This window comes from Micromonospora sp. C31, assembly GCF_018070575.1.
Classification (GTDB): Bacteria; Actinomycetota; Actinomycetes; order Mycobacteriales; family Micromonosporaceae; genus Micromonospora.
Genome location: NZ_JAGPXN010000006.1, coordinates 130925 through 148597, shown reverse-complemented (window position 1 = coordinate 148597; position 17673 = coordinate 130925). Strand labels below are relative to the sequence as shown.

At 74.8% G+C, this 17673-nt stretch carries 11 protein-coding genes; 8 read left to right on the top strand and 3 right to left on the bottom strand.

The features are described from left to right. The first annotated feature begins 62 nt into the window (after positions 1–62). The 4 genes from KBX06_RS10775 (at position 63) to dxs (ending at position 6728) form a co-directional block, all read left to right on the top strand. Positions 63–2138, top strand: coding sequence for an APC family permease (locus tag KBX06_RS10775; RefSeq protein ID WP_210834327.1), 2076 nt, complete (start codon positions 63–65; stop codon positions 2136–2138). Next, positions 2135–3433 carry a class I SAM-dependent RNA methyltransferase gene (locus KBX06_RS10770; RefSeq protein WP_210834326.1) on the top strand — a complete coding sequence of 433 codons (1299 nt, stop codon included), beginning with the start codon at positions 2135–2137 and terminating at the stop codon, positions 3431–3433. Before KBX06_RS10775 ends, KBX06_RS10770 begins: the two co-directional genes overlap by 4 nt. Next, positions 3430–4599 (top strand): anhydro-N-acetylmuramic acid kinase, encoded by a 1170-nt coding sequence (locus tag KBX06_RS10765; RefSeq protein WP_210834325.1) that lies wholly within the window; start codon positions 3430–3432, stop codon positions 4597–4599. The genes KBX06_RS10770 and KBX06_RS10765 overlap by 4 nt, the downstream gene beginning before the upstream one ends. 176 nt (positions 4600–4775) lie before the next feature. After that, positions 4776–6728 carry a 1-deoxy-D-xylulose-5-phosphate synthase gene (gene dxs / locus KBX06_RS10760; RefSeq protein ID WP_210834324.1) on the top strand — a complete coding sequence of 651 codons (1953 nt, stop codon included), beginning with the start codon at positions 4776–4778 and terminating at the stop codon, positions 6726–6728. A 96-nt stretch (positions 6729–6824) separates the two neighbouring features. Here dxs and KBX06_RS10755 read toward each other — a convergent pair whose 3' ends face one another. Beyond that, positions 6825–8018: a hypothetical protein gene (locus KBX06_RS10755; RefSeq protein ID WP_210834323.1), complete on the bottom strand. Its 1194-nt coding sequence runs from the start codon at positions 8016–8018 to the stop codon at positions 6825–6827. A gap of 189 nt (positions 8019–8207) precedes the next feature. On the opposite strand from KBX06_RS10755, the gene KBX06_RS10750 reads away from it, so the two are divergent. Beyond that, the gene (locus KBX06_RS10750) at positions 8208–10178 is read left to right on the top strand and encodes a hypothetical protein (RefSeq protein ID WP_210834322.1); all 1971 of its coding nucleotides are present in this window, start codon (positions 8208–8210) and stop codon (positions 10176–10178) included. After that, positions 10178–11992 carry a hypothetical protein gene (locus tag KBX06_RS10745; RefSeq protein ID WP_210834321.1) on the top strand — a complete coding sequence of 605 codons (1815 nt, stop codon included), beginning with the start codon at positions 10178–10180 and terminating at the stop codon, positions 11990–11992. The genes KBX06_RS10750 and KBX06_RS10745 overlap by 1 nt, the downstream gene beginning before the upstream one ends. A 110-nt stretch (positions 11993–12102) precedes the next feature. Here KBX06_RS10745 and KBX06_RS10740 read toward each other — a convergent pair whose 3' ends face one another. Continuing rightward, the gene (locus KBX06_RS10740) at positions 12103–13974 is read right to left on the bottom strand and encodes a hypothetical protein (RefSeq protein WP_374225609.1); all 1872 of its coding nucleotides are present in this window, start codon (positions 13972–13974) and stop codon (positions 12103–12105) included. Positions 13975–14081: 107 nt separating this feature from the next. Between KBX06_RS10740 and KBX06_RS10735 the strand changes: the two genes are divergently transcribed. Beyond that, positions 14082–15368, top strand: a complete 1287-nt coding sequence (locus KBX06_RS10735; RefSeq protein ID WP_210834320.1) for a PQQ-binding-like beta-propeller repeat protein — start codon at positions 14082–14084, stop codon at positions 15366–15368. Positions 15369–15395: 27 nt separating this feature from the next. Here KBX06_RS10735 and KBX06_RS10730 read toward each other — a convergent pair whose 3' ends face one another. Continuing rightward, positions 15396–16691 (bottom strand): peptidase C39 family protein, encoded by a 1296-nt coding sequence (locus KBX06_RS10730; protein WP_210834319.1) that lies wholly within the window; start codon positions 16689–16691, stop codon positions 15396–15398. 149 nt (positions 16692–16840) lie between these two features. On the opposite strand from KBX06_RS10730, the gene KBX06_RS10725 reads away from it, so the two are divergent. After that, the gene (locus KBX06_RS10725; RefSeq protein ID WP_210834318.1) at positions 16841–17509 is read left to right on the top strand and encodes a response regulator transcription factor; all 669 of its coding nucleotides are present in this window, start codon (positions 16841–16843) and stop codon (positions 17507–17509) included. Positions 17510–17673 lie beyond the last annotated feature (164 nt).

Here is a 17673-nt window from a genome sequence, read left to right as displayed (position 1 = left end):
TCCACCCCGCCGCGATCGACCACCCGGCGACGCCCGCCAGGGTGGTCGTACGCTTGGCGGTTGTGGCCCGACCCACCTCGCTGCTGAAGCGGCTGCTCCTCGGTCGACCGTTCCGGTCCGACCGGCTCAAGCAGACGCTTCTGCCCAAGCGCATCGCGCTGCCCGTGTTCGCGTCCGACGCGCTCTCCAGCGTCGCGTACGCGCCCGACGAGATCCTGCTGACCCTCTCCATCGCCGGCGCCTCGGCGTACCTCTTCTCGCCGTGGATCGCCCTGGCCGTCGTGGTGGTGATGCTCACCGTCGTGGCCAGCTACCGGCAGAACGTGCACGCCTACCCCTCCGGCGGCGGTGACTACGAGGTGGCCACGGTCAACCTCGGCCCCCGGGCCGGCGTCGCGGTGGCGAGCGCGCTGCTGGTCGACTACGTGCTCACGGTCGCCGTCTCGGTCTCCTCCGGGGTGGCCAACCTGGGCTCGGTGGTGCCCTTCGTGGCCACCCACAAGGTGTTGATCGCGGTCATCGCCGTGGTGCTGCTCACCTCGGTCAACCTGCGGGGCATGCGGGAGTCGGGAAACGCCTTCGCGATCCCCACCTACGGCTTCATCATCGTGATGGTCGGGATGCTGCTCACCGGCCTGGTACGGGTCTTCGTGCTCGGCCACGACCTGCGCGCGCCCAGCGCCGGCCTGGAGATCCAGGCCGAACACAGCGTCACCGGCTTCGCCCTGGTCTTCCTGCTGCTGCGGACCTTCTCCTCGGGCTGCGCGGCGCTGACCGGGGTGGAGGCCATCTCCAACGGCGTGCCGGCCTTCAAGGCGCCGAAGAGCCGCAACGCGGCCACCACGCTGCTGCTGCTCGGCACCATCTCGGTGGCCCTGCTGGTCGGCATCATCTGGCTGTCCCGGCTCACCGGCCTGCAGTTCGTCGAGAACCCGAAGTTGCAGATCATCTCCGGCCCCGACGGGTACGTGCAGAAGACCGTCACCACCCAGCTCGGGGAGACGGTCTTCGGCTCCGGCTCGGTGCTGCTCTTCGCGGTCGCCGGGATCACCGCGCTGATCCTCTTCCTGGCCGCGAACACCGCGTTCAACGGCTTCCCGGTGCTCGGCTCGATCCTCGCCCAGGACCGCTACCTGCCCCGGCAGCTGCACACCCGCGGCGACCGGCTGGCCTTCTCCAACGGCATCGTCTTCCTGGCCGTCGCCGCGATCGTGCTGATCGTCGGCTTCCAGGCCGAGGTGACCCGGCTCATCCAGCTCTACATCGTGGGCGTGTTCGTCTCGTTCACCCTGTCCCAGGCCGGCATGATCCGGCACTGGAACCGGCACCTGAGGATCGTGCGGGACCCGCAGGCGCGTCGGCGGATGCTCCGGTCCCGGGCGATCAACACCTTCGGCATGGTGATGACCGGCACGGTGCTGGTCATCGTGCTCGTCACCAAGTTCCTGCTCGGCGCGTGGATCGCCATCGCCGCGATGGCGATGATCTACGTGCTGATGCTGGCCATCCGCCGGCACTACGACCGGATCGCCGCGGAGCTGACCCCGCCGGCCGAGGACCGCGGGGTGCTGCCCGCCCGCAACCACGCCGTCGTGCTGGTCAGCAAGCTGCACAAGCCGACGCTGCGGGCCATCGCGTACGCCCGGGCCACCCGGCCGGACACGCTGACCGCGGTGACGGTGAACGTCGACGACAAGGACACCCGGGAGTTGCAGGCGGAGTGGGAGCAGCGGGACCTGCCCGTCCCGCTGACCGTGGTCGACTCGCCCTACCGGGAGATCACCCGCCCCATCCTGGACTTCGTGGCCGGCGTCCGCCGGGAGTCGCCGCGCGACGTGGTCACGGTCTTCATCCCGGAGTACGTGGTGGGGCGCTGGTGGGAGAACCTCCTGCACAACCAGAGCGCGCTGCGCCTGAAGGGCCGGCTGCTCTTCGAACCGGGGGTGATGGTGACCAGCGTGCCGTGGCAGCTCGCCTCGACCGCCGGCAAGGACCTGGACCGGCTGGACGCCACCCTGACCCGGGGTCCGGCGCGCGGTCCCCGGGTCGCGCCGCGCGGCACCCTGCCGCCGAGCGTCCCGCCCGTCGTGTCCGCGCCGCCCGGCGAGGGCGGCCCGAGTGGTGGAGGTGAGCGGTGACCGCGCAGCAGGACGGCCGGGGGCTGGAGGAGGCCGAGCGGGTGGAGTTGACCGTCGGAGCGGTCGCGCCCGGCGGGCACTGCGTCGCCCGGGTGGACGGGCAGGTGGTCTTCGTCCGGCACGCGCTGCCCGGTGAGCGGGTGGTCGCCGAGGTCACCGAGGTGCACAAGGGGCTCGTCCGGGCCGACGCGGTGAGCGTGCTCGAGGCCGCACCGGAGCGGGTCGAGCAGCCCTGCCCGTACGCGAAGCCGGGCCGCTGCGGCGGATGCGACCTCCAGCACGTCGCCCCGGCCGCCCAGCTCGACTGGAAGGCGGCGGTGGTGCGCGAGCAGCTCACCCGCCTCGGCGGTCTCACCGACGCGGAGCTGGACGCCCTCGGCGTCCGGGTCGAGGCGCTGCCCGGCGGGCCGCTCGGCTGGCGCTCCCGGGTCCGCTACGCCGTCGACGGGGCGGGGCGGGCCGGTCTGCTCAAGCACCGCTCGCACGAGGTGGTCCCGATCGACCGCTGCCTGATCGCCCACCCGGCGATCCGGGAGCTGCCCGTACTGACCCCGACCGGGGCGCGCTGGCCGCAAGCGGACGTGGTCGAGACGGTCGCCTCCACCGGCGGGGACGTGGCCGTGACCGCCGTCGCCGCCGGGGTGCCCCGCACGGTGAGCGGCCCCGACCAGGTCCGCGAGGTGGCGGCGGGCCGGGAGTGGACGCTGCCGTCGTCGTCGTTCTGGCAGGTGCACCCGGCCGCCGCCGACACCCTGGTCGACGCCGTGCTGGAGCTGGCCGAGCCGCGCCCGGGGGAGCGGGCCTGGGACCTCTACGGCGGGGCGGGGCTGTTCGCCGCCGCGCTGGCCGGCCGGGTCGGCGACGCGGGCCGCGTCACCCTGGTCGAGTCCGCGGCGCAGGGCGTCGCCGCCGCCCGGGAGAACCTGCGCGACCTGCCCCGGGTCGAGGTCGTGCCGGCCCGGGTGGAGACTGCCCTGGCCCGCCGCCGGATCACCGGCCCGGTCGACGTGGTCGTGCTCGACCCGCCGCGCGCCGGCGCGGGCGGCCGGGTGGTGCGGGACGTGGTGGCCGCCGGGCCGCGGGCGGTCGCGTACGTGGCCTGCGACCCGGCCGCCTTCGCCCGCGACGTGCGCACCTTCGCGCAGCTGGGCTGGCGGCTGGCCGCGCTGCGCGGCTTCGACCTGTTCCCGATGACCCAGCACGTCGAGCTGGTCGGGCTGCTCCTGCCGCCGGACGTGTTAGGAAGGGCCCCTTCCTCTACCAAATCCGATAAGAAGGGGCCCTTCCTTACATGAAGATCGTTGGGTTGATGTCGGGGACCTCCTACGACGGGGTGGACGTGGCCGCCGCCGAGTTCACCCTCGACGGGGACACGCTGCGGCTGCGCCCGCTGGGGCACCGGAGCCTCGACTACGACGACGCGCTGCGGGCCGCGATCGGCGCGCTGCTGCCGCCCGGGAGCACCACCGTCGAGGCGGTCTGCCGGCTGGACAACCGGCTCGGGGAGGTCTTCGCCGAGGCGGCGGCGATCGGCGTCGAGCTGGCCGGCGGCGCGGCCGACGCGGTGGTCTCGCCCGGACAGACGGTCTTCCACTGGGTGGCCGACGGCACGGTGCGGGGGACCCTCCAGCTCGGTGCGCCGGCCCGGGTGGCGGCCCGGGTGGGCGTACCCGTGCTGAGCGACCTGCGCTCGGCGGACGTCGCCGCCGGTGGGCAGGGCGCGCCCCTGGTCCCGGCGTTCGACGCGCTGCTGCTCGACCCGGCCGAGGGCGCTGCCCCGCGAGCCGCCCTCAACCTGGGCGGCATCGCCAACCTCACGGTCCTCGCGCCGGGCGCGCCGGTGCTCGGGTACGACGTCGGGCCCGCCAACGCGCTGCTCGACGCGGCGGCCCGCCGCCTCCTGGGGCGCCCCTGCGACCTGGACGGGGCCCGCGCGGCGGCCGGTCGGGTGCACCCCGGCCTGCTGGAGCTGCTGCTCGCCGAGCCGTACTACGCGGCGCCGCCGCCCAAGTCGACCGGTAAGGAGCTGTTCCACGCCGGCTACCTGGACGCGCGGCTGGCCGCCCTCGGCGAGGCGGTGCCGGCCGACGACGTGCTCGCCACCCTGACCGAGCTGACCGCCCGGGTGGTGGCCGCCGAGTGCGACCGGCACGGCGTGGCGGAGGTGGTCGCGGCCGGCGGCGGGGTGCGCAACCCCACCCTGACCGCCCGGCTGGCCGCGCTCGGGGCGGGCCGCTGGCGGCTGCGCACCACCGACGAGCTGGGGGTGCCCGCGCAGGCCAAGGAGGCGTACGCGTTCGCGCTGCTGGGCTGGCTCTCCTGGCACGGGCTGCCCGGGGCGCTGCCCTCGGTGACCGGCGCCGCCCGGGCCGCCGTGCTGGGCTGCTGGACCCCGTCCGGGCCGGCGTACCGGGGCGCCCCGGCCGTCGCGGCACCCCGGCGGCTGCGGATCGCGGCCTGACTTTCCGCCGGCCCCGTCCCCGTCCGGACCGTGCTCGGCGACGCCCGGTTCAGCCGGGCCGCCTCGGTGGGCCGGCCGCGCATCCGGGTGCTGACCAGGCGCTCAGCACCTCCGACGGGTGGGCGGGCGTCCGGGCCAGGCTGCGGAGTACCGGACGGCCGATAGACTCTTGCGTCATGAGCGTTGAAGAGGGCACGGTCCACCACACCGGGCTGCTGGCCACCGTCCGGGGTCCGCAGGACGTCAAGCGCATGTCCGCCGAGGAGTTGGACGTCCTCGCCGCCGAGATCCGTGACTTCCTGATCGCCAAGGTCTCGCGCACCGGCGGGCACGTCGGCCCCAACCTGGGCGTGGTCGAGCTGACCCTGGCCATGCACCGGGTCTTCGACTCCCCGCGCGACCGGCTGCTGTTCGACACCGGCCACCAGGCGTACGTGCACAAGATCCTCACCGGCCGGCAGACCGGCTTCGACAAGCTGCGCCAGCGCGGCGGCCTCTCCGGCTACCCCAGCCAGGCCGAGAGCGAGCACGACCTGATCGAGAACTCGCACGCCTCCACCGCCCTGTCCTACGCCGACGGGCTGGCCAAGGCGTACGCGCTGCGGGGCGAGCAGCGCAGCGTGGTCGCCGTGGTGGGCGACGGCGCCCTGACCGGCGGCATGTGCTGGGAGGCGCTGAACAACATCGCCACCGCCCGCAACCCGCTGGTGATCGTGGTCAACGACAACGGCCGGTCCTACGCGCCGACCATCGGCGGCCTCGCCGACCACCTCTCCTCGCTGCGGCTCAACCCCGGCTACGAGAAGGTGCTCGACACCGTCAAGGAGGCGCTCGGCTCGACGCCGCTGGTCGGCAAGCCGATGTACGAGGTGCTGCACGCGGTCAAGCGGGGCATCAAGGACGCGGTCGCCCCGCAGGCGATGTTCGAGGACCTCGGCATCAAGTACGTCGGCCCGGTCGACGGGCACGACGTGACCGCGGTCGAGTCGGCGCTGCGCGCGGCGAAGAACTTCGGCGGCCCGGTCATCGTGCACGCCGTCACCCGCAAGGGCTACGGCTACCGCCCGGCCGAGGAGGACGAGGCCGACTGCCTGCACGGCCCCGGCAGCGCCTTCGACATCGAGACCGGCAAGCTGGTCGCCGCCCCGTCGGTGAAGTGGACGCACGTCTTCGCCGACGAGCTGGTCGCGATCGCCGACGAGCGGCCCGACGTGGTGGGCATCACCGCCGCGATGGCCGAGCCGACCGGCATCGCCAAGCTGGCCCGCAAGCACCCGGACCGGGTCTACGACGTGGGCATCGCCGAGCAGCACGCGGCCACCTCGGCCGCCGGCCTGGCCCTCGGCGGGCTGCACCCCGTGGTGGCGGTCTACGCGACCTTCCTCAACCGCGCCTTCGACCAGGTCCTGCTCGACGTGGCGATGCACCGGCTGCCGGTGACCTTCGTGCTGGACCGGGCCGGCATCACCGGCCCCGACGGGCCGAGCCACTACGGCATGTGGGACATGTCCGTCTTCGGGGTCGTGCCGGGCCTGCGGATCGCCGCGCCCCGCGACGCCGCCACCCTGCGCGAGGAGCTGCGCGAGGCGGTGGGCGTCGACGACGGCCCCACCATCGTCCGCTTCCCGACCGGCACCGTCGCCGCCGACCTGCCGGCCGTGCGCCGGGTCGGCACCGTCGACGTGCTCGCCGAGTCGGCGCGCAAGGACGTGCTGCTGGTCGCGGTCGGCTCCTTCGGCCACCTCGGCATGGAGGTGGCCACCCGGGTCGCCGGGCAGGGCTTCGGGGTCACCGTGGTCGACCCGCGCTGGGTCCGCCCCGTCCCGGCCGAGCTGGTCGAGCTGGCCGCCGGGCACCGGCTCGTGGTCACCGTCGAGGACGGTGTCCGGGTCGGTGGCGTCGGCGACGCCCTAGCCCAGGCGATGCGGGACGCCGACGTCCGGGTGCCGCTGAAGGACCTGGGCGTGCCGGCCGACTGGCACCCGCACGGCACCCGCGCGCAGATCCTCGCCGACCTCGGCCTGACCGCGCAGGACGTCGCCCGCGACGTCACCGGCTGGATCTCGCGGCTGGAGGTCGAGCCGGTCGAGTCGGTGATCACCGCCGACGACGCGACCGCGCAGAACTGAGCCCCTGACCGCCGACGGCGGGTGCCCCGGGCGACCGGGACACCTGCCGTCGACGTCTCTTCCGCGTGCGTCGGCGCTCGCCGGCGGGGCCCCGGGTCAGCGGTTGCCGAGGGAGCGGTAGTGCGTCTTCTCCGCCTCGGCGAGGCTGAACGTCTCCGAGCGGGACGGCATCGGCACCACGACCAGCCCCGGCCGGTCCACCAGCCGGAGCGTGTCCGGCGGCGTGGACAGCGAGCTGTCGGCGGTCGGCCGCCAGCTCAGCACGGCCAGCGACTGCCCCGGCACCGGCAGCGCGTACGTCTGCAACTCCTCGGACCGGTCGGCGGGGGAGACCACCGGTGTGCCCCCGTCGGCGGGGCGGTACACCACGGCGGTCATCGTGCCGTCGGCCGTCTCCCAGCTCAGCTGCTCCAGCTCCGCCGGCTCACCGCCGCCGAGGGCGACCTCGCCCAGGGTGCGTACGGTCAGCCTGGTCATCGGCCAGGACGACGGCACCGAGCGCGGCGCCTCCCGGTCGCCGCTGCGCCGCGGGACGCTGCCGAAGGGGCCCTCCTCGCTGGCGAGCACGCAGGTGTCCAGGCCCGTGAGGGCCCGCTTGCCGGAGCCGCTCTCGTCCCGCACGAGGGGGTAGCGCGGCTCGGTGGTGCCGGTGCCGAGGTCCAGCAGCCGGTCGGCGGCCCGCCCCCGGGGCAGCGACCGGGTGGCCCTGAGCGTGACGGTCACCGGCACCGCCCGGCAGGCCGGCACGTCCACCGGCTCGGTGAGGCCGTCGGCGTGCCGCAGGGCGCGGCCGTCCGGCCCGAGCAGCCGCTGCACCCGGCCCGACGTGAGATAGCGCCGCCCGGCGGAGGTGTGCACGGGGAGCACGTCGGCGTAGACGAGGTAGCCGGGGTCGGTGTACTCGACGGCGCGGGTGACCGCGTACCGGCCGCCCTCGGCGGTGACCTGGAGCAGCCAGGAGGCGCTCTCGCCGGGCACGTCGGCGGCGACCAGCGCGAGCGGCGCACCGTCGACCTCGCCGGACCAGAGGATCCCGGACGTGGGCAGGTGCACCCGGTCGTCCACCGGCGACCGCCAGTCGCGTACCGCCCCGGTCACGGCCGACCGGACGGCGGCGTCGCCCGCGAGCGCGCCGCGTGGCGGCCAGACCGTGAGGTCGCCGTCCAGGCTGTCGTACCCGGCCCGCAGGTCGCCCGGCTGCCGGTCGGCCACCGGACCGCAGGCGGTCGCGGTGAGCAGCAGGGTCAGCAGTGCGGTGGCCGTGATGCCGCGCCGGCGGACTGGAGCCACCTGTACGCCCCCTCGATCGCCTCAGCCGTCGTTCGACGGAAAGCGCCATAGTACGAGATGTCGGATCACCGGAACGCGCCACCTCGCCCGCCGTCCGTGCCCAGGTCGGGGCTCTTGTCCGACACGAGCCACAGAGGACACTGCCGTGGTTTCAGGGTGAATGTCCCGCTCGGGTAGACTCCGCCGACTGTGACGCCTGCCGAGACCCGCGCCGAATCCTGGTCGGAATCCGACGCCGCCGCGGCCCCCGCGTCCGAACCCGTGGCACCGCCCGTGGGCGACGGTGCCGGTGACCGTACGCCGGGCGGGGCCGACCCGGCCGACGGGACCGACGCGCTCGGCGCGGCCGTGGCCACCGAGGCGACCGACGCCGCCACCCCCTCCGGGGAGGCCGGCGGGGCGGACGGCGCGGGCCGGCCGCGGCGGTGGACCCGGCGGCGGCAGGACCTCACGGTCCTCGGCCTGTTCCTGCTCGCCGCGGTGTGGGTGACCAGCCAGATCTGGGTGGACCCCGCCGGCCGGGTGGCCTCGCTCTACAGCAGCGACCCCGCCCAGGTGCAGTTCTTCCTCGCCCACTCGGTACGCGTGGTGCTGCACGGCGAGTTCCCGTTCTTCACCGAGCAGTTCAACTACCCCGACGGGGTCAACCTGATGGCCAACACGGCCATCCTCGCGCTGGGCATCCCGATGGTGCCGGTGACGCTGCTCTTCGGGCCGGCCGTGACCTTCGTGGTGCTGGTCACGCTCGCGCTCGCCGGCACCGCCTCGGCCTGGTACTTCGTGCTCTCCCGGCACGTGGTGCGCAGCCCGCTGGCGGCGGCCGTCGGGGGCTGGTTCTGCGGGTTCTCGCCGGCGATGCTGTCGCACGCCAACTGGCACCCCAACATCATCTCGCAGTTCCTGCTGCCGTTCATCGTCTGGCGGGTGCTGGTCATCACCCGGTCCCGACGGCCGTGGCGCGACGGCGTGCTGCTCGCCCTGATGGTCACCGCCCAGGCGTTCATCAACGAGGAGATCCTGCTCTTCACGGCGCTCGCCTGCGGGGTGTTCCTGCTCGCCGTGCTCGCCCAGCGGCCCGCACTCTGGTCGGCGGCGTGGCGACCGCTGGCCAAGGCCCTCGCGATCTGCACCGTGCTCGCGGGGTCGCTGCTGGCGTACCCGCTCTACGTCCAGTTCGCCGGGCCGATGGCGTACCACGGATTGAGCGACGCGGTCCGCGACTACGGCAACGACATCGCGGCCTTCTTCGCGCCCGGCTCGCCGACGATCGGCGGCGACGAACGCGCCAACGTCAACCTCGCGCCGAACTACTCGGAGGAGAACGCCTTCTTCGGCTGGAGCCTCGCCCTGATCGCCGTCGGCATCGTGGCCTGGCTGCGCCGGGAGACGCTCGTGCGGGCGCTGGCCGTGACCGGGGCGTTCTTCGCCGTGCTCTCCCTCGGCGAGCGGGTGTCCTGGTGGGACCGTGAACTGTTCACCGGGCCCTGGGAGTGGCTGGTCCGGCTGCCGCTGCTCGACGCGGTGGTGCCCACCCGGTTCGGCCTGATCACCAGCGTGGTGGTGGGCATCCTGCTGGCGCTGGCCGTCGAGCGCTCCCGGGCGCTGCCGCTGGAGCGGCGCACGCTGCGTACGCTCACCGTGGCCGGCCTCGTCCTCGCGCTGCTGCCGATCGCGCCGATGCCGCTGAAGGTGACCTCCCGCCCGCCGGTGCCGGACTTCATCACCGCCGACCGGTGGCGCGGCTACGTCGGTGAGGAGCAGACCCTGGTGCCGATCCCGGTGCCCGCCATGGGGCACACCCACGGGATGCGCTGGGCCGCCTCCACCAACCTCGACTTCAAGATCCCCGGCGGCTACTTCCTGGCCCCGCGCAACGGCAACACCGGCGACCCCGGCCGCTTCGGCGGCCGGCCCAGCGGCGTCGGGCGGCTGCTCGACGAGGTCGCCTCGACCGGCCGCATCCCGAAGCTGGACGACCGGCAGCGCCGCCGTTCCCTTGACGAGCTGCGGCACTGGCGGGCAGCCATCCTGGTGCTCCCGGTCGGCCAACACCACGCCGAGCAGCTGCGGCGTACCGTCGAGCAGCTGGTTGGCCCCGGCCGCCGGGAGCTGGACGTCTGGGTCTGGGACGTCCGGGCGTTGACGGACCGACCGACCTGATGGCCGCCCCGGCGGCGACCGGCACCACCGAGGCGGCACCCGCCCGGCGGTTTCGCCGGCTGCCGGTACGCGCCCCGGACGCGCTGGTCGTCACCGGCTACCTCGCCCTGGCGGTGCTGCTGACCCTCGGCCAGTGGGGCCGCCCCGGGCGGCTGTTCCACCAGGCGGGGGACCAGATCCTCTTCGAGTGGATGCTGGCCCGTGCGGCCCGGGCGGTGACGCGCCTGGAGAACCCGCTGTACAGCGCGGAGCTGAACGCCCCCGACGGGGTGAACCTGATGGCCAACACCTCCGTGCTGGGGCTGGGCGTGCCGCTGACGCCGGTCACCCTGCTCTTCGGCTCGCAGGTCGCGTTCCTGGTGGCCGTGGTCTGCTGTCTCGCGGGCACCGCGACCGCCTGGTACGCGCTGCTGCGCCGCCGGCTGGTCGACTCGTGGGCGGCGGCGGCCGTCGGGGGGCTGTTCTGCGGCTTCGCCCCCGGCATGGTCGCGCAGGCCGGGGCGCACCTGCACATGGCGGCGCAGTTCCTGGTGCCGGTGATCCTGGCGCTGGTGTTCCATCCGGACCCGCGCCGGCCGTGGCGGCACGGGACGCTGCTCGGGCTGCTGGTGGCGTACCAGCTCTTCCTCGGCGAGGAGGTGCTGGTCTTCCTGGTCCTCGCCGCCGGCACGTTCGCGTTGGCGTACGCGGCGGCCGACCGGGCGACGGCACGCCGGCTGGCGCCCCCGCTGTTCGGCCGGCTCGCCGTCGGGGTGGCGGTCGCGCTGCCGGTGCTGGCGTACCCGCTGTGGTCCCAGTTCTTCGGTCCGGGCCACTACCGGGGGATGCCCTTCCACGCGTACGGCTACCAGCTCGACGCCGCGTCGTTCACCGCCTCGGCGCGGCAGACGGTGCTCGGCGACGACCACCTGCCCGGTCTGCTCGCGCCGAACCCCACCGAGGAGAACTCCTTCTTCGGCCCCGGGCTGCTGGTGCTCGCCGTGGTGATCGTGATCTGGCTGTGGCGCCGGCCGCTGGTGCGCGCGCTGGCCGCCTGCGGGCTGCTCTTCGCGCTGCTCTCGCTGGGCGGGCAGGTCCGTCTGGACGGCACCTCCACCGGCATCCCCGGGCCGTACCGGCTCGTCGCCGAACTGCCGCTGCTCGACCACGCGGTGCCGGCGCGCTTTCCGCTGGTCTGCGTCCCGGTGCTGGGCATCCTGCTCGCCCTCTCCCTGGACCGGCTCCGCCCCGACGCGGTGGCCGGACCGCGGGCCGACGCGGTGGCCGGACCGCGGGCGGGCGGTGTGCCGGTGCGGCTGCTCTGGGGCGGGGCGGTGGCCGCCGCGCTGCTGCCGCTGATCCCCACCCCGATCCGGACCGTGCCGGCCTGGCCGGTGCCGGCGTTCGTGGCCGAGGGCGGCTGGCGGGCCCACGTCCCGCCGGGCCGGACTCTGGTCCCGGTGCCGCCGGTCACCGGCGCCGGGGTCAGCCCGGCGATGCTCTGGTCGGCCCGCACCGGGCTGGCCTTCCCGGCGCCGGGCGGCTACTTCATCGGCCCCCGGGCCACCGACGACGCGACCGCCCGCTGGGGCGCCCCGGACCGCCCCACCGCCGCGCTGCTGCGCCGGGTCGCCGAGACCGGCGAGGTGCCGGTGGTCACCGACGAGCACCGTCGCCAGGCGGTCGAGGACCTGCGCCACTGGCGTGCGGCCCTGGTGGTCCAGGGCGGCCTGCACCACGGCCACCCGGTGCGCCGTACGGTCGACGCGCTGCTCGGCCCGGGCCGGGAGGTGGCCGGCGCCCACGTCTGGGACGTCCGCCCGCTGGTGGGTTGACTCTGTCGCTGGCCGGCGACGACGCGGCCGGCGGGTCTCGTGCGGTCGGCGGGTCTCGTCCAGTCCTCGCTGTCGAGCTGCCCCGTCCGTGGGACCGGCCGGGGGACGGCTCAGCCGACGAGCGGCCGGACGTCCCAGAGCCACACGTCGTCGACGCGCTGCGGCGGGCCGATCAGCGCGGTCATCAGCTCGCGCAGGACCGCCTCGCGGGGATGCGCGCCGAGGACCACCACGGACGCCCGCCAGAAGCGCAGGTCCTCGACCGCCTGGCGGCGGTTCTCCTCCGTCAGCGCGGGGACGGCGTTCTTGTCCATCGTGGAGTAGATCAGGGTGCTGGTCGGACGGTTGGGCGCGCCGAAGACGCCCTCGCCGAGCTCGTTCGGCCCGATGAAGTAGCCGCCCGGGATCGGGAACGCGTGCTGCGTCAGCGCGCTCCAGCGCAGCGTGGGCAGGCCGTGCACGTTGCTCGGGATCGGCACCGGCACCAGGGTCCGGCCCTCCGGCACGTACGGGCGCCAGCCGCCAGCGGTGATGAAGCGCGGCGGCGGGTCGACGGGCTCCGCGGGCAGCGGACGCGGGAACAGCGGCAGCACGGCGAGCGCGACGGCCGCGTACCCGACCGGCCGGAGCCAGCGGCGGCGCGGCCCGGCGGCGTCGGCACCGGCCGCGCGGTCGTCGCCGTCGGAGCCGGCGCGGGGGGCCGGCACCGGCGGGCGGCCGCTGCCGGCGACGGTGTCCCAGGCCAGGGCGAGCAGCACGCCGAGCGCCGCCGCCACCACCAGGGCCAACCGGGTCGGCATCATCATCTCGACCAGCGGCAGGTCGTCGGAGATGTAGGCCCACGGACCGTCCGTCTCCGTCTCCACCCCGTTGATCCGCACCTTCGGGCCGATCGAGGCCACCGTGAAGACCACCACCAGCACCGCGAGGATGCGGGCGGCGAGCGAGCGGCGGACCAGCAGCACCAGCGCCACCAGCGACAGCAGCACCAGCGGCCAGCCGAACCAGGTGTTCTGCTCGGTCAGGCCGATGGTCTTCTCCACGGCCTCGTCGCCGGCCACGGTGTCGCGGGCGAAGGTGACGAAGGCGGCCAGGTCCTCGCCCCAGCTGTGGAACACCCCGCCCTGCAATCCCCGGTAGGACTGTGGGCCGTTGAACTGGAACCAGATCGGGTAGGCCGTCAGCAGCAGCGCCAGAGCGCCGCCCACGCCGAGCGCGGCGGCGAAGGTGCCGGCCACCGCCCGCGTCCGCGCCGGCCGCATGATCGCGTACGCGACCACGACGACCAGGCAGGCCAGCGCGGTGAGCAGCAGCATCTCCTCGTTGATGAAGATCTGGTACGCCACCAGCAGGCCGAGCACGATTCCGTTGCGCCGCCACCGGCCGGGCTCGCCGAGCCGGAGCACCCGCACCACGATCAGCGGCAGCAGGAAGTTCGAGACGAAGTTGGGCTGACCGTTGGCGTGGTGCACGATGCCCGGCGCGAAGCCGAGGAACGCGCCGCCGACGAAGGCCGCCGCGCGGGAGCGCACCAGGTGCCGCGACAGCATCCAGTACGACGTGCCGGCGGTCGCGGCCAGCGCGCCACCCAGGTAGAGGGCGTACATGACCTGCGGGCCGAGCAGCATGGTCAGCGGCGCCAGCGGCAGCGTCACCCCGAGCAGCGAGGTGTTCGCCATCATGTTCACCCCGTCCGGGGCGTTCTGCCGCTCGGTGAACAGCGGGTTCTCCAGGTGCCGCACCGAGTACGCGCCGTGCGAGAAGAGCCACTCGAACCAGCTGTGGTCGGTGGGCAGGTGCGACGACACCCGGTTCTGCACGTCGACCCAGTAGTTCAGGCACACGAAAACGCCGAGCAGGACATAGGCTCCGATGGCCAGTACGTCGGCGCGGGAGGGCCTGCGCCGGGGCCGGCGCGTCGGCTCGGCCGCGACGGGCTCGGAGACGGAGTTCAGCGAGGGGTCTACCACCGGCACAGCCACGACGCGCCATCGTACAGGCGCTCCGGCGTCGCTTTTGCCTCAGCCGGTGCCCCCACGGCCGATTTGCCGGTCCGCCGGAGGCCATGGTGTGACGGGGAGGACGCTGCGTGACGGTCATCGACCTCGGCGAGTTGCGCGACGAGCCGGACCGCGAGGCGCCGCCGCCCCGGGCCGTCGGCCGGCCGCTGCGGGTAGCGCTGGCGCTCGCGTTCCTGGTGGCCACCGTGGCGGCGGCCGCGCCGGTGCCGACACGGGTCGCGCTCGTGGTGCCGGCCCGCCTCGGGGCGGAGGTGTTCCTGGACGCTGGCCGGATCTACGTCGTCGAACCGGCCGAGGGGGAGCCCGCGGGGACCGTGGAGGTGCGCGCGTACGCCCTGCCCGAGCGGGCGCCGGCCGACGGCACCCCGCCCACCCCGGCGTGGCGGGCCCGGGTCGTGGCGGCGAGCCGCTTCTGGCAGGTCCAGACCGGGCCGGGGACGGTGCTGTTCTCGATCACCGGGGACCATGACGACGGGCAGACGATCGCCCTCGACGACGAAGACGGCCGCGAACGCTGGCGGCAGCCCGGCTACCCCTGGTGGGACCCGACCGGGATCCTGCTGATGCGCACCGGCGGGGAGGAGAGTGGCGCCGTGCGGTCGGTCGATCCGGCCTCCGGCCGGGCGCTCTGGTCGGTGCCGGTGACGGGCGAGAGCGTGCGGTACGCCGTCCGCGACGGGCGGGTCGAGCGGATCGTGCTGGCCCCCGCGAAGGGGCGGGTCGAGGTGCGCGACCCCCGCTCCGGCGCACTGACGCACGCGGCCGACCTGCGTCTGGGCGAGCTGCCCGGGTACGGGTACTCGGTGGTGGCGCACGACCTGCTGCTGGTCGTCCGGCCGGCCGCGGGCGTGGTGACCGCCTACGGGCTGGACGGGCTGCGGCGGCGGTGGGAGGCGCGTCTGTCCCAGGTGGAACACGTCAACGAGTGCGGTGAGCTGCTGTGCGCGCCCGGGGCGAGCGGCAGCTTCAGCGTGCTCGATCCGACCACCGGCGTGCTCCGGTGGACCGGACAGCGGTGGGCGGGGGTGCTGTCGGCCCGGGGCGACCGACTCCTGGCGCTGGCGCCCGGGGGCGTCGGCGACCGGTTCGGCGTGCTCGACGCGGCGACCGGTCGGGAGGTCGCCGACCTGGGCACCTGGCAGCTGATGCCCTGGTACGAGGAGCAGCGGCTGCTCGCCGTGCGACCGGCCGTCGCCGGCGGCGGGCTGGTGGTGGCCGAGCTGGACGTCGCCGCGGGTCGGGCCCGGGTGCTGGACGTGCTCCGCGACGCCTCCTCGGACTGCCGCAGCCGCGCGGACACGATGGTGTGCCGGCTGGACACCGGCGACTTCGGTGTCTGGCGCTATCCCCGCTGAGTCGCCCGGGGGCGAGCGCCATCGGGTTCACCAGTTGGGCTGCTCCGGCGCCGGGGGCAGCGGCACGCCGGGCGGCCGGAGGACGTACGCCACCCCGCCGCTGCCGCCCTGCCAGGCGGCCTCGAAGCGGTCCCGGTCGACGATCCGGCGCACCGCGTCGTCGTCCGGGGCGTACGGGTCGTTGAGCACCGGGGCGCCGGCGTCGGTGAAGCCGACCAGCACCATCAGGTGTCCCTTGGTGTCGTAGTCCAGCCCGGGCACCTCGCCGGCGGTGAAGGCGGCCGAGACGATCAGCGGGATCCCGGCGGCCACGAACGCCTCCGCCTCGGTCAGCGAGCGTAGCCGGGTGACGAAGGCGTCCACGCCGTGCAGGCCCGCGTACGCGGTGTTGAACGGCCAGTTGCCGGCCCCGGCGTAGGAGTGGTCGTAGCAGTGCCGCGCGGCGTGCACCACCACCGGGCGGGGGCCGGCCGGAGCCACCCAGGCGTACCGGGCCGGGGCCGGGGCGGCGTCCCAGAAGGCCAGCACCATCGAGGTGCAGGTGGGGCTGCACCAGGCGTCCCCGCCGCCACCCCACTGCGGGTGGGCGCCGGCGTGCAGCCGCTGCGAGTAGCGCGGCACGTCCAGCACCGTGCCCCAGGCGGCCGGCGCCGTCGCGGCGGACCCACCGGCAGGGGCCGGACCCGGGGCGCGGGACTCGGGCCCGGTGACCGGGGCGGGCCCGGTCGCCACCGGCGGGGAGCCCGCTGCAGTGGGCCGGGACGCCCCGGCCGCTGCTGTCGGGCGCGGGCCCGCGGCGACCGCCCCGACCGCGCGCAGCACCGGGGTCGCGTCGGCGTCCTCAGGCCGGAGCAGGGTCACCCGGACCTGCCAGCCGGTGACGGTCGCGCCCGTCACCACCAGCGTGTCCGTGTCCACCCGGGCGTCGGCGTCGCGCTGCCCGGGCACGGACGTCCGGCGGATCGCGTGGTCGTCGGCCGCCCAGTCGGCGAGGACGTACCACCCGGTGGCGGGGGCGTCGTCGTGCCACCCCCGCAGCTCCACCCGCAGCCAGCAGTCGCCGGGGGTGTCTGCGGTCCAGGAGGGCACCACGTCGCGCACGGCGAAGCCGACCGGCACGGGCGGGGACGTCCAGCTGCCGGCCACGTACCGGCGGGTGCGGCCGTCGGCGTCGGTGTGGTCGATTCGGTCGGTCGGGTCGGCCAGTTCGAGGCCCTGCCCGCCCGCGCGCAGCCCGGACAGGCTGCCCAGCCCGGCGTCGCCGGGGAGGCGGAAGCCCCGGTAGGTGACGTCCCGCCGGATGGCCGGCGCCGCGTCGATCATGCGTCTTCCCGTCCGTCGTGAAGGTTGCCGCCAAGAGCATCGCGTACGACGAAGGTTTTCTGCAACGGGGCCGGACCGGGACGGCGGGTGCGGCCCGGTTTGGCTGCCGGCACTAGGTTGTGGGTGGTCAGGGGCGCGAGGAGGCCGGGATGCGGGTACTGGTGGTCGAGGACGAGCGCAACCTCGCCGACGCGATCGCGCGGGGGCTGCGCAAGCGGGGGATGGCGGTGGACGTCGCCTACGACGGCGACAGCGGCCACGAGATGGCGTTCGTCACCCGCTACGACGTGGTGGTGCTCGACCGGGACCTGCCCGGCGTGCACGGTGACCAGATCTGCGCCGAGCTGGCCGCCTCCGGCACGCTCACCCGGGTGCTGATGCTGACCGCGAGCGGCACCGTCGCCGACCGGGTGGAGGGGCTCCAGCTCGGCGCGGACGACTACCTGCCGAAGCCGTTCGCCTTCGACGAGCTGGTCGCCCGGGTGCAGGCGCTCGGCCGCCGGGCCACCCCGGCCGCGCCGCCGGTGCTCGAACTCGCCGACCTGGTCCTCGATCCGGCCCGCCGGGTGGCCACCCGGGGCGGCCAGCCGGTCGACCTGACCAACAAGGAGTTCGGCGTGCTCTGCGAGCTGCTCAAGGCGCGCGGCGCGGTGGTCTCCAGCGAGGAGCTGCTGGAGCGGGTCTGGGACGCCAACACCGATCCGTTCACCACGATCGTCCGGGTCACCGTGATGACCTTGCGCAAGAAGCTCGGCGACCCGCCGCTGATCGAGACGGTGGTCGGTGCGGGCTACCGCACGGCGGAGGCAGGGGCATGAGCGCGAGGAGTGAGCCGGGTCTGCGAGCCCCGCAGTCGCGAATGAAGGTGGCGCTGTGAGCGCGAGGAGTGAGCCGGTCCTGCGAGCCCCGCAGTCGCGAGTGAAGGTGGCGCTGTGAGCGCGAGGAGTGAGCCGGGTCTGCGAGCCCCGCAGTCGCGGACGAG